General features: G+C 30.5%; 12 protein-coding genes. 1 reads left to right on the forward strand and 11 read right to left on the reverse strand.

What is annotated here, in order from left to right:
- Positions 1-174: 174 nt before the first annotated feature.
- From JEY78_RS11665 to JEY78_RS11715, 11 genes are all read right to left on the reverse strand, one after another.
- Positions 175-828: a Crp/Fnr family transcriptional regulator gene (locus tag JEY78_RS11665; RefSeq protein ID WP_291851361.1), complete on the reverse strand. Its 654-nt coding sequence runs from the start codon at positions 826-828 to the stop codon at positions 175-177.
- Positions 829-928: 100 nt separating this feature from the next.
- Positions 929-1978: a porin gene (locus JEY78_RS11670; protein WP_291851364.1), complete on the reverse strand. Its 1050-nt coding sequence runs from the start codon at positions 1976-1978 to the stop codon at positions 929-931.
- A gap of 122 nt (positions 1979-2100) precedes the next feature.
- On the reverse strand, positions 2101-3093 hold the full coding sequence (locus tag JEY78_RS11675) for a rhodanese-like domain-containing protein (protein WP_291851367.1): 993 nt from the start codon (positions 3091-3093) through the stop codon (positions 2101-2103).
- A gap of 44 nt (positions 3094-3137) precedes the next feature.
- A complete protein-coding gene (locus JEY78_RS11680) occupies positions 3138-4124 on the reverse strand; it encodes a rhodanese-like domain-containing protein (protein ID WP_291851370.1) in 987 nt (328 codons plus the stop codon).
- A gap of 360 nt (positions 4125-4484) precedes the next feature.
- Positions 4485-5102 (reverse strand): rhodanese-like domain-containing protein, encoded by a 618-nt coding sequence (locus JEY78_RS11685; RefSeq protein ID WP_291851374.1) that lies wholly within the window; start codon positions 5100-5102, stop codon positions 4485-4487.
- 94 nt (positions 5103-5196) lie between these two features.
- Complete coding sequence (locus JEY78_RS11690) at positions 5197-5862, reverse strand: rhodanese-like domain-containing protein (RefSeq protein WP_291851377.1); 666 nt, start codon at positions 5860-5862, stop codon at positions 5197-5199.
- Positions 5863-5877: 15 nt separating this feature from the next.
- Positions 5878-6468, reverse strand: a complete 591-nt coding sequence (locus JEY78_RS11695; protein WP_291851379.1) for a YeeE/YedE thiosulfate transporter family protein — start codon at positions 6466-6468, stop codon at positions 5878-5880.
- Positions 6469-6489: 21 nt separating this feature from the next.
- Positions 6490-7029: a YeeE/YedE thiosulfate transporter family protein gene (locus JEY78_RS11700; RefSeq protein ID WP_291851382.1), complete on the reverse strand. Its 540-nt coding sequence runs from the start codon at positions 7027-7029 to the stop codon at positions 6490-6492.
- Between the two features lies 1 nt (position 7030).
- Positions 7031-7972: an NrfD/PsrC family molybdoenzyme membrane anchor subunit gene (nrfD, locus tag JEY78_RS11705; RefSeq protein ID WP_291851385.1), complete on the reverse strand. Its 942-nt coding sequence runs from the start codon at positions 7970-7972 to the stop codon at positions 7031-7033.
- 11 nt (positions 7973-7983) lie between these two features.
- Positions 7984-8517, reverse strand: a complete 534-nt coding sequence (locus tag JEY78_RS11710; protein WP_291851387.1) for a 4Fe-4S dicluster domain-containing protein — start codon at positions 8515-8517, stop codon at positions 7984-7986.
- Positions 8514-10757, reverse strand: coding sequence for a molybdopterin-dependent oxidoreductase (locus JEY78_RS11715; RefSeq protein WP_291851390.1), 2244 nt, complete (start codon positions 10755-10757; stop codon positions 8514-8516). Before JEY78_RS11715 ends, JEY78_RS11710 begins: the two co-directional genes overlap by 4 nt.
- Before the next feature lie 255 nt (positions 10758-11012).
- Here JEY78_RS11715 and JEY78_RS11720 point away from each other — a divergent pair, with 255 nt between their 5' ends.
- Positions 11013-12902 (forward strand): hypothetical protein, encoded by a 1890-nt coding sequence (locus JEY78_RS11720; protein ID WP_291851393.1) that lies wholly within the window; start codon positions 11013-11015, stop codon positions 12900-12902.
- The last annotated feature ends 5 nt before the right edge of the window (positions 12903-12907 follow it).

The raw sequence follows: 12907 nt of genomic DNA on the forward strand, positions 1-12907 counted from the left end.
TAAAATGCATTTTGAATAAAAGAATTTATAAAAAAGCACTAAAAAAATCACTCTGAACTTATTTTAGAATGGCAATTTATTGAATGGCAATTATTATGAAAACCAGAAACAAGTTTAATTTGTCTGAAATATAACTTTTCAGTAAGGCATATAATTTGCTATAAAAATTAGAGTTTATATATTATCTATAATAATTCTATTTCTTCTAATTTTAATTTTCCCTTCGTTTTCTAGTATTTTTAATAATCTTGAAACTACTACGCGAGATGTGTGAATATCATCAGCAATTTCTTGATGAGTAATTATTAAAGTGTTGTTATTCATAATTTTAACTTTATCAGTTAAATATTTATGAAGTCTGTCATCTAGTTTCATAAAAGCTAAACTATCAATAGATTCTACCATTTCAATTAAACGCATATGGTAACTATCAATAATAAAATGCCTCCAAGATTTATATTTCACCAACCATTCTTCAATTCTTTCAACCGGCACAAAAATTCCTTCTGTTTCTTTTTCGGTAATACCTCTAAACATACTTTTTGTGCGGTTAATACAATTTACAAAAGAAATGGCACAAGTATCACCTTTTTCAAGAAAGTACAATGCAATTTCCTCACCATTTTTATCTTCTCTTATAATTTTTACGGCCCCACATAAAATTAAAGGAACATGAGACATTTTATCACCAATGTCAATTAATAATTCATTGGGTTTTATGGTTCGGAGGATTCCAATATTTACAATTTCATCTATTAGTTCTTTTTCAAAAATAAGTGAATAGTAATCTTTTAATTTTTCACGAATGATTTCTTTATCTGTAGTCATATTTTTTTAATGCTGATTCTACAAATTTAAGAAAATATCATAAAAAAACTCCTGATTTCCATCAGGAGTTTTAGATTCAAATAATTTATAATTAAATAAATTAAAATTTAACTTGTAGTTGCATTAAAAGTGCGTCGTTATCTATAGTTGTAGCTGTTTCAATTTTATTTTGATAATTGATTTGTAATCTTGTATTATCATTAAAGAAATAGTTAACACCTAAAGTCATCATTTCTTGATACCCAATTTTTTTAATATCTAAATCTTGATCAAAAGTTTCATATTTAAATACTGGTTGCCATTGTTTATTTATATCATATGAAACCATTACATAGGCACCATCTCTTTTATTACCTAATTCTAATGGAGTTGATCCACAACCACCTCCGGCAGCTCTATTATAATCACCTTCATCATAAATATATTCACCAGTTACATTAAACTTGTTATAATTTAATGCAATTTCAGCTCCATATGAAGTTCTGTCAGTTTCGTTATTATTAGGGTATCCATATCTAAAGCTACCTCCAATTGTCATAAAGTCAAGAATTTTATACGATGCACGTCCAATAATATCTTTTTTAGTATTATTATCAGCAACTCCTAATCCTCTTCCATTCATTAATGCCAATGCATAACGGAATTTAGTTTTGCTAGTTCCACCTAATAACATTAAACCCATATCTCTTTGTGGTGCAACTAATTGGTCTGAAACAATAGCTCTATCAATAGTAGTTAAACTATGACAAGGAGTGTTAACTTCTAAACCAAATGGTTGTTTAAATGAACCAACAGAAACTTTTGCCCACTCATATTTATCATAAGTAATAAATGCATCCATTAAATACACGTTACCATCAGAAGATATAAAATCACTAGTTTCTAACATTACATAGTATGAAAAGGTTCTGTTAACTCTACCACGAACACCTAAACGAGCTCTTTTAAATTTAAAAGAACTAGTTTCATCATCCGTAAAATGAGAGTCATATTCTGGTTGAATATATCCAAAAAACGTTGTGCTACTAGTTGATGGAACTCCACTTGTACCTGCAGTTGCAGGAGCGTCACCTTCGCAACCTTGTGCAAATGAAGAAGCATAAGAAAGTGTAAAGAAGATTGTAAAAAGGAAAATTATTTTTGTTTTCATAATTTTTGTTATTTTAATTAAAGAAGCCCTAAAAATGTACGTTACTTATTGGTATATAAAACATCATTTAAAACAATGTGTTTACAATTTTTAGGGCTTTATATTATTAATTTTTTTATTATTTAGTTTCCAAATGGTAAATTTTTTGAAACACCAGTACTCCATTTGTTAGAAGTCCATGCAGTATTAGAATTGTACATTCCATTCATTCCAAATGATAAGCTGTATGCATCATACCCTAAAACTCTTAACCAAGCAGTAACAACAGCTGAAGTTTGACCAGTATAGCAGTAAGTAACGACTTTTGCATTTGGATCTAAAGCTAATACACTATTATCAGCTATTGATAATGGTTGAATTCTGTACGCACCTTTAATGTGTCCAAATCCTGTATAGTCAGCTGAACCAAAGAAATTATTTACAAAATAGTTGCTTGGAGCTGCTAATACATCACTTCCTTTAACAGTTTTAAATCCTGCAGCAACAACTTCTTCAACACGCTTTTTAAGAATTGCTTCACCTGTTGTAGATAAGCTAGTAAATGCAGGTTTTGAAAATACTTGATTTGCTGGAGCAGCATCATATGACCAGTTTGAATTTCCTTCTGCAATATTTCCAATATTATTATTCCAAGAACCTGCAGTTGTTGAATTCCATCCTGACATTCCCCATTTTAAAGCTTGGGTGTTTTTAAAGCCATACATACGCATTAAGGCAGTTGCATAACAAGCCGTTTGCCCTGTGTAGCAAACTACTAAAACAGGTTTAGCTCCAGCTGCAGTGCCTTCTGCTAAAATATTTGCAAAAACTACATTTTTTGCGCCTGCAATATGGCTAGTTGCATAATCAGCAGCACTTCTAATGTCTATAATATAATATTTGGCTAAAAAAGCAGGTAAATCAGCTTCTGTAGCTGGAGGAGCTGCAACAAATTTTGCTCCATCAACACTAGTATCTACATTAGGTAAATCTAAATTTGCCGATAGCATATAATCTGCCATTAAAGTTTGTGCAGGAGTTGATTCTATTAAAGTATCATCACCTTTATCGCATGAGGTTAAAAATAGAGTAGGAATTAAAAAAAGTCCAATTAATATTAATGATATTTTTTTCATGATATGTTTGTTTTGGTTATTATAATTAAGCCTTTTTGGCGTTGTTATTCTACTACTGGGTAATTATTAATTTCTTTTGCTGAAAATCCGTTCCAACCTTTACTATTTAAATTGGTATTCATATAGCTATTTGCACCATAGCCTAAATTGTATACATCATAACCTAAAATTTGTAGATAAGCTACAGCATAAGCAGCTGATTGACCAGTTTCGCAACTTACCAATATTTTTTTATCAATAGGTAATGTGTATAAATCTGAAGTTGAAGAAAGTGAAGTTCCTGGTTGGTATCTTAAAGCTCCTGGTACGTGACCAAAATTGTATTTTTCTTCACTTACGTAGTTAGCTGTATAAAAGTCGCTAGGGTTTTCAAAAACCACTTCAGCTTTTACAATAAAATCTTTGTAAGGTTTTGCAAATGCCTCTTTTAAACGAGCTTTTAAAATATCTTTTCCTTCAATTTTCCCCGTTGTGATAGTTGGTGTAGTACTTTTTTCTGGAAGAGGATTAGTTGTAGTTTCTAATTTGTCTGCAAATGCATCGGATGAATTTTTCTTCCAAATGTTTGTTGCAAATTCATCAGCCCAAGAACTCATTCCCCATTTTAAGTTATATACATTATTGTATCCTGCTAAACGTAATAAACCTGCATAATAAGCTGCTGATTGACCAGAGTAACATACAATTGTTATTTTGTCATAATTAGCAGGTATAATTTTTGTTTCAAAGTAATTTAATAATTCTGGACCTTCTACATTTTCTGCATTTTGGATATGTCCATAAGCATACCAGTCCTCACTTCTAATATCTAAAACCAGATATTTTTTGTTTTTAACATTTTCTTTAATTTCTGGAGCTAAAATTATTGCTGGAGCCAATTCACTATTAATGAAATTTCCATTGGCTTCTAAATATTGAACTAATAGTTCAAATTCAGTTGGATCATTTGTTTGTTGTTGGTTACTTTTAAAACTACTTAATAAAATGGTAGCTACAAAAAGTAGTGTTAAATATGATGTTAATTTTCTCATTCTTTAAATTATTTTAAATTAATATTTGGTTACAATTGTTGCTTTTATTTGCTATAATTGTTACATCAAAATTAATTACGAAACCGTTTTCTTTTTATGATTTATGTCATTAAACAGCTATATATAATTGGTCTGTTTAGTTACTTTAGTTACATAAGTAAAATACTGATAATTAAATAGTTATAATGAATTTTTTAAATTCAAATTTAAAGAAAAAGAGGAAGATAAAAGGGGTGGTTTTTTTAGTGCAATTTTGGGGCGTAAAAATATGCTTTTTTCGGCATGAAAAATAATTTGAGTTATAAAAATGTTTGCAAAAAAAAGCTGCTTTAGAAATAAAGCAGCTTATAATAATTTAAACTAACAACCACCTTCGGCGGGTTTTTTCTTCTTTTTTTGTACAGTAATTACTTTTTTAGGAGCAACAATTTTTACTGGAATAGGTTTTGGCTCAATTGAAGCCTTTTTAATGGATTCTTCAATAAATCCTTTTATATCTGCATATGATTTTTCAATCGTATCATTTTTTGAAATTAGCTTATTTTGATAATAACTATTTTCAATAGCAGCCATTTTTATATTAGTATAGCCAAGTTGATTTAACATTAAAAAAGGAATAGTAACATCATTTGTATTTGAACCATATAAAATAATTGTTTTATTCTCAGTTTTTAAGTTATTTAATAAATTGGTATTATAATCATTTAAAATTTCTGGAGTATATATGTTTATAGCATTTTCAATATGTCCTTTTTCAAATTCAAATTGATTTCTAACATCAATTAATGCTAAATTTTCTCCATTTAACTCTTCTAATGTTACAAAATAATTATTATTTGTAATATTTTCTAAAGTGCTTTTAGTATTATTAGTATATAAATGCTTTGGCTTTTTATATGATAAAACAGCTATTAAAACAACTAATATTGTTATTACCGCCGCAATTGATATTCTTTTAGTTTTTTCTAATTCTTTCATCTGTTTAAATTTTTTGTTTTATTGATCAGATGGAATTTGCATACTTTTAATTAATTGTAAGTAATGCATATTTCATAATTAATAATTTAATAAATTAACAACCTCCTTCAGCTGGTTTTTTCTTTTTCTTTTCAACCGTAATTACTTTTTTAGGGGCTGTTTTTTTAACTACAACTGGTTTGTCAACTTTAAATTGTTCTGGATAAGCTACTCCAAAAAACATACTTGCAGCTTTTCTAGTGCTGTAAAGTTCAAAATCTAAAGCTGTCATATTTTCACTTGGTTTGGTTGGATTTATAATTGTTTTGTACCATTCATTTAATCCTCCTTTTAAAACCTTTAAATTTTTATAGTTTAGTCTACTGCATAAAAGCCACGCTTGATCTGCATTAAAATTATCGTTTGAAAATAATATTACATTGTATTGGCTTTGGTTTAAATATGGAATAGAATCTTCATCTAATAATTTTTTTAAAGGAATATTTATAGCATTTGGCAGTGAATATTTTGCATATTCTGCTTCATCTCTAACATCAATTAAAATAAATGATGGGTCTTGATTCACTAATTTTTCAGCTAATAAGTCTGTTGAAATATATCTTTCAGGACTTATTGCTTTGCTTAATAATTCTTCAGGATTAATACCTTCATGTTTTTGATATTTAGGTAATAATACCAAACCTGCAGCAAGAATAACAAGTATTAGTGCTAAAATTGTGTATCTAAAAGTTAAAACTTTTGCTACTTTTCTATTAACCATTTTTATGTTATTTAATTAGTAAAATATTTTTTTTACTCTTTTTTTAATTTGATCTGAAAGTGCAAAAATTATAATTGCTGCTATTGTAAAAACAAAAACAAACCAATATCTATTTACACCAAAAGTATCCATTAATGTTATGTTTCCTTCAAAACTTCCTTCATAAATTGGTTGGAATAGGAAATATAATTCTGAAAAAATGAATACACCTATCATAATACCAATTACATAAATAATTGCATCAACTTTTCCTATAGCTACGGCGCATAAACTTGTTCCTGGGCAAAAGCCTCCAGCAACAAATCCAACTCCCATTATTGCTCCACCAATAATTGCACCCCATAAATATGTTGGATGAACATATAAGGAGCCCATATCTAAATATCCTAAATAATCCATATATAAAATACCTATTAATGATACCAATGCAGCAGTGAAAAATACTTTTAATACTGCAAAATCATAACCATAAAATACGCCAGCTAATTTTCTTGAGGAAGAAAAACCTGAAGCTTCTAACACAAATCCGAAAGCAATACCTATAATTATTGCTATTATATTACTCCATTCGTAAGGAATTACACCATTTGGAATTAAAGGTCCCATATATTTTGTTTTTTTATTTAATTAAATCCAATTTTTTCTAAAGAAATAGGCTACTAAAAATGCGGTCCCAAAGATGGCTAACATAGTTATAAAACCTCCAGTTGAAAGAACAGCCATTCCGCTTAAAGCAGCGCCACTTGTACAACCTCTTGCTATTTGAGCTCCTAACCCAAATAGTATTCCACCACCTAAGGCAAATATTAATCTGCGTTTTCTAGTAATTTTTGGTGAGTGTTGCACTCTCCATCCAATTCTACCTGAAAGACCACCAGAAATAAAGGCACCGATTAAAACTCCTAAAGTTTCAAAAACTAACCAGTTATTCATAGGTGATTCGTTATCTTTTATAAACTTACTGTAATATTCATTTTGCTCGGCATGGGAATGTGTTACAGTATTTACTATAGTTACAACACTACTTTTCATGGCACCACTAGCACCTAATCCTCTTCCAGTCATGTAAAAAGTGAATAGAATTAATATTCCAAGTAGAAATCCTCCAAAATATGGATTCCAATATATATGACTGTTTTTATTTGGGTCTATTTTTAGTTTTTTCATTTTAATATAGATAACGTGTTATTTGTCCAGCTTCCACAATTACAAATCTTAATACTAATCCTCCAATTAATACTAAAAGTGCAGGAACTGCAACAGGAACTTTAAAGCCAATAAGTTCAATTAATTCTAATATGGCAGGGACAATTAATCCCAGGATAATTACAAAGCCAAAGAACATTAAAGTAAATTCTCCTCCAACTAATAATTGCATTGCTTCTAATTGAACTTCTGATCCAGCGTACATTCCCATTAGCATATGTACAATTAAGCCTAATTCTAAAACAATTAGGGCTAAATCTATTTTGCCAAATAAATGTTTTTCTTTTTTAGTTTTTGCTAATAGAATTATTGTAGCTGCACCAGTTGATAACCCAGAAACTAAAAATAATGGGCCTAAAATTGCATTGTTCCATAATGGTCTTGCATTAAAAGCAGATAATAAAATACCTGTATAAACTCCTAAAATAATTGATAACGGAATTAAAGCATATGCCATATTTTTTCTATTATCTTTTAAGAACTTTTCAAAGTTATTTAAAAACTCAAATTTTAATTTCCATTTTGGGAATATTTCAGAGTAATAGCTAAAAACCCATAAGAATGATATTGGTGTAATAATTAACAATACCCAAGCACCCCAACTCATTGGAGATTCTATTCTAATAGTTGTGTATAATCTCCAAAAGTAAAATTTGTGAGTTAAATCATAAAATAAAGCTAACAAACCTAATGTTAATGCTATTGGCGATATTATTGATGCATACTTAACGGCAGCTGGGTAATCTTTTTCTTTTCCCAAAACTGTAATCAAGCTTGCAAAAAATAATAAACCAGCAGCTAAACCTCCTAAAAATAAATAGACTGATATTGGCCAATGCCATATTTCTAATGAAGGATCTATATGTGGTAAGTTTCTTCCACTTGTAAATAATTCTTCTTGCATACTATAAATTTTTAAATTAGATAATAAACGTTAGGTTTTGTTCCAGCTTCTGGAGCCAATGTTTTATGTTTTCTGTTCTTTAATAATTCTGAAACTTCACTGTTTGGATTGTCTAAATCACCAAAGTACATGCACTTTGTTGGACAAACAGAAACGCAAGCAGGAAGTTGTCCTTTTTCTAATCTATGATGACAGAAAGTACATTTGTCTACATAACCATCAGGATGTTGGTAACGGGCATCGTACGGGCAAGATTCTATACAAGCACCACAACCAATACATTCGTCACCAGTAACTAAAACAATTCCATTAACTAATTGATGACTTGCACCAGTTGGACAACAGCGCACACAAGGAGCGTTTTCACAATGATTGCAACGTTCAGATTTTAGTTCTAATTCTATATTAGGATATGCACCATTTACGGTTTCAGTAATCCAATCTCTACAGTACCCAATTGGTACATCATTTTCAGTTTGACAAGCAACAACGCAGTCGCTACAACCAACACATTTTAATGTGTCTATAACCATTGCATATCTCATATCTCAGTATTTTTATGTGGGTTTTCGGTTAAAATTGTTACAAAATTTCCTCTCATTCCAGTTCCACCCATTATTGGGTCAATAGCCACTGATGAAATTAATTCTGTATCGTTGATTCCTTTACCATAAGCACGGCTCAATTTTTTTTCTTGATGACCAAAACCGTGTACCATATAAACAGAATCCCAACGAACTCGTTCTGTTACTCTCACTTTTATTGAAAAGGTTGAAATAATATCATCTTGATTTTTCAACCATACTTCCTGACCCGTTTTTAATCCAAGTATTCTTGAAACTTTAGGGTTCACCCATAAGTTGTTTTCACTCTTTAAATCGTTTAAATTTGGATTGTTTGCCGTTCTGCTAAAAGTATGCATTGGCGCTCTACCGTAATTTAATCTGTAAAAACCTTGTTGAGGTTCTGGATGTTTTGTATAATTTGGTAATGGATCAAATCCTAAATTTTTTAATTCATTAGAATATAATTCTATTTTTCCCGAATGAGTTGGAAATTCATGAGGACCAGTTTCATTTAAATACATGGATCCAGATTTACGAGGGAAGTTTTTAACTCCAATTTTTTCCATTTCTTCTAAAGAAGTTCCCATTTGACCTAATTGCCATTCAATTACTTCTTTATAATCCGTATAATTAAAATATTCGCCAACACCCATTCTTTCTCCAATTTCTTTGGCAATCCACCAAGATGGTTTAGAATCATATTTAGGAGCTACAGCCGGAATTCTTATCGCAATTGATGGTTCTCTATTTGTTGCAGATCTAATTTCATCATAACGTTCTAAATAGGTACATTCTGGTAAAACAACATCAGCATAACCTGTAACATCCATTGGCATTGTATCAATAACAACCATAAAATCTAAAGCTTCTATAGCCTCTTCCAATAATTTTTTATTTGGAATAGATTTTGTGATGTTTGTACCAGCAACCATTAATGCTTTTACAGGATATTTATTATCTTCACTAGGTATTGCACATTTTATTACTTCTGTTGTAATACCCATTTGAGCTAATGGATATTTAGCTCCAATTTCTTTCCATCCCCATTTTGGGTGTGGATATTCTGGAGCTGGAAATTCAGGTACTTTTATACTTTCTTTAAAGTAGAAACCACCTCTGCGTCCCCAAGAACCTAACAAAGCATTTAAAATGGCCATGGCTCTAGCTCGTTGAGAATCATCTCCATACCATACTACGTGGCGACCAGGATGAATTATTACTGCAGGAGATGCATCTGCCATCTCTCTTGCCGTTTTTCTAATTTCTTCTGGTTTAATTCCTGTAATTCCGTATGCCCATTCTGGTGTGAATGTACTTACATGGTCTTTTAATTCATTAAATCCAGTAGCATATTTTTCAATATATTCTTTATCGTAAATATTTTCATTTATTAAAACATTCATCCAAGAAAGCATTAAAGCTATGTCGGTTGCTGGTTTAATAGCTAACCAATATTTAGATTTACTGGCAGCTGTAGAAAAACGTGGATCTACAGTTATAATGGTAGCACCGTTATCAATAGCGTCTGACATTTCTTGTACTTGGCTATTGTGCATGTTTTCTCCAATATGCGAACCAATTAATACTAAACATTTTGTATCTCTAATATCGGTTGGTTCAGGGGATCCAATCCAAGATCCAAAAGTTAAATTAAATCCGGTTTCACGAGGACCTCTACATTGTGCATAAGCTGGCTCTGCAATTGTATCAGAACCAAATGCTTGGTACAAATGCTCTAAATGTTTTCCAGGAGCACCATGTTTAATAAGTGCTAAAGATTCTGCACCAAATTCTTCTTTAATTCCTTTAAATTTAGCAGCAATTAAATCTAATGCTTCGTCCCAACTTGCCTCTCTAAAGGTTTGTTCACCATTAACAGTTGTTCTAATTAAAGGTGTTTTTAATCGGTCTTCATCGTTGTACATTCCTACACCGCCAGTTCCTCTTGGACATAATCGACCATAACAATGTGGGTCATTTTCATTTCCAATTATCTTTTTAACAGCACCTTCTTCATCTGTATAAGTCCAAGCAGCGCACTTCCAAAAACAAACTTCGCAATAGGTTGCAGTTCTTTTAAAAGTTTTCGCAACATTTTCTTTTACCAATTCATCTATGTATGAACTAGCACCAAACATATTTAATGCTGTGGTTGTTGCTGCTACACCTCCCAAACCTAAAGCAGAAATTTTTATAAATTTTCTTCTTGAAGTAGTCATAAGTTTAATTATTTTTTTCTTTGGTAAAGGTATTTACTGAGGGAAGTTTAATGTATGATAAAAGTCATTAAATAGAGGAAGATATAGTAACAATGGTTACATTAAGTGTTTGAAAATCAACATTGTATATGTAACAAAAGTAGCATATGTTATATAATTATCTGTATTAAAATGTGTTACAAAAATGAAGCTTTAAAATCTCTATTATTTTTAGAATTTAAATTCATGTAAATTTGTAATGTATTTTATGTTGAAATGAAAAATAAAAGATTTTTGTATTTTTTTAGTGCTGTTTTAATAATATTATTAATTACTTTTTTATTAACCAAAGGAGATAAAAATTCTACTATTAATAATGCGGATGATTATGTTAAAATAGATGCTATTGAAAAGGAATCTTGTTTAAATTGTCATATAAATACAACAGGGTATTCATCCTATCATAACCCAGATTTAATTGGTTGTGCTAGTTGTCATTTGGGAAATACTTCTTCAAATGATAAAGCTGAATCTCATAAAGGGATGATTTTAATTCCTGGAAATTTGGTTGATGCCAAAGAAACCTGCGGAAAATGTCACCCGAATGAATTAACTAAAATTGAAAATTCATTAATGACTACCAATAGTGGTTTGGTTGCGGTTGATAAATATATTTTTGACGAAGCAGATTCTCCAAATCATCAATATCATATTAAATTACTTAAAAATTCGGCATCTGATAAGCATTTGAGAGATTTATGTGCCAATTGCCATTTAGGCGCTGAGAAAAAAGAATTTGGACACATAACGCAATTAAGTAGAGGTGGAGGTTGTAATGCGTGTCATTTAAATTATAGCGAAGAAGCTAAAAAAGAGTTGGAAGCGTATTTAAAATCAGATAAAAAGATATTACCAAAATTTCATCCTGCAACCAATATTTTTGTGAAAAATGAACATTGTTTTGGATGTCATAGCCGATCAAGCAGGATTTCAACCAATTATGAAGGCTGGCAAGAAACCCTGTTAGAAGAAAATGATATTATAGGTAAAAAAGGTTTTAAAACTTTTGAAGATAAACGCATTTATAAGTTTATTGAAGAAGATGTGCATCATGCAAAAGGATTATTATGTGTAGATTGCCATTCTTCTCATGAAGTAATGGGCGATGGAAAAAAATATACCCACGAAGAGCAAGCTGTAAAATTACAATGTGCCGATTGTCATTTTAAAGAAAAGCCAAATACCATTCCGTATAGTAAATTAGATGCAGAAAGTTTGTTGGTTTTTTTACATAGAGATTATAAACATTCCGATAAGCAAATAATTGCAGTTAAAAAAGATGGGCATCCATTGGTAAATACTTTTATAGATTCTATTGGAAACGCTTTTTTAATTGGTAAAAAAGATGGAAAAACACACAAATTAAATCCTCAATCTGAAGTTTGTTCAAGAGATAATGCGCATAAAAATGTGAGTTGTTCAATGTGTCATTCTTCATGGACTTCCCGTTGTATTGGTTGTCATAATCAGTTTGATAAAAATGAACCACGTGCTTTTGATTTACTAGATAAAAAGTTTGTAAAAGGACAGTGGAAGGAACATGTTGCAGAATTTTCTTCATCATTACCAGCAATGGGAGTTCGAGAGAATTCAGATGGGAAACATATTGAACCAGCAGTTCCTGGAATGATTTTAACAATTGATAAAGGGAGTTATGCTGGAAAAGAAATTGGAACTGATGTTTCTTTTCACAGGTTGTACGCTCCTAATTCTCCACATACAACAATATCAAAAGCTAGAGATTGCAAAAGTTGTCATACAAATTCAGCAACGTTAGGTTACGGAAAAGGAACACTTAAATACATAATTCAAAAAGGAAATGGTACTTGGGAATTTACACCAGAATATGCCCAAAATCCGAATGATAATTTACCGGAAGATGCTTGGGTTCCATTTTTAAAACCTGTTAAAAAGGGAGTTGTAAATTCAACACGGACTGATTTTAGACCTTTTACCGTAATAGAACAACAACAATTATTATTGGTTGGTGCTTGTTTACAATGCCATAAAGAAGATTCTAAAATAATGCAACAAAGTTTAGTTAATGGTATTCAGCCACTATTAAAAAAACTCAATAAAAAGTGTGTTTTGCCAACTTGGAATTAAAAAAC

It is taken from the genome of Lutibacter sp. (assembly GCF_016342705.1).
In the GTDB taxonomy this organism is placed as follows: domain Bacteria; phylum Bacteroidota; class Bacteroidia; order Flavobacteriales; family Flavobacteriaceae; genus Lutibacter.

Excerpts from the sequence above, each read along its gene's own strand:
- JEY78_RS11665 (WP_291851361.1), bottom strand. The coding sequence starts at position 828 with ATGACTACAGATAAAGAAATCATTCGTGAAAAATTAAAAGATTACTAT.
- JEY78_RS11680 (WP_291851370.1), bottom strand. The coding sequence starts at position 4,124 with ATGAGAAAATTAACATCATATTTAACACTACTTTTTGTAGCTACCATT.
- JEY78_RS11715 (WP_291851390.1), bottom strand. The coding sequence starts at position 10,757 with ATGACTACTTCAAGAAGAAAATTTATAAAAATTTCTGCTTTAGGTTTG.
- JEY78_RS11685 (WP_291851374.1), bottom strand. The coding sequence starts at position 5,102 with ATGAAAGAATTAGAAAAAACTAAAAGAATATCAATTGCGGCGGTAATA.
- JEY78_RS11695 (WP_291851379.1), bottom strand. The coding sequence starts at position 6,468 with ATGGGACCTTTAATTCCAAATGGTGTAATTCCTTACGAATGGAGTAAT.
- JEY78_RS11710 (WP_291851387.1), bottom strand. The coding sequence starts at position 8,517 with ATGAGATATGCAATGGTTATAGACACATTAAAATGTGTTGGTTGTAGC.
- JEY78_RS11720 (WP_291851393.1), top strand. The coding sequence starts at position 11,013 with ATGAAAAATAAAAGATTTTTGTATTTTTTTAGTGCTGTTTTAATAATA.
- JEY78_RS11690 (WP_291851377.1), bottom strand. The coding sequence starts at position 5,862 with ATGGTTAATAGAAAAGTAGCAAAAGTTTTAACTTTTAGATACACAATT.
- JEY78_RS11675 (WP_291851367.1), bottom strand. The coding sequence starts at position 3,093 with ATGAAAAAAATATCATTAATATTAATTGGACTTTTTTTAATTCCTACT.
- JEY78_RS11670 (WP_291851364.1), bottom strand. The coding sequence starts at position 1,978 with ATGAAAACAAAAATAATTTTCCTTTTTACAATCTTCTTTACACTTTCT.
- JEY78_RS11700 (WP_291851382.1), bottom strand. The coding sequence starts at position 7,029 with ATGAAAAAACTAAAAATAGACCCAAATAAAAACAGTCATATATATTGG.
- nrfD (WP_291851385.1), bottom strand. The coding sequence starts at position 7,972 with ATGCAAGAAGAATTATTTACAAGTGGAAGAAACTTACCACATATAGAT.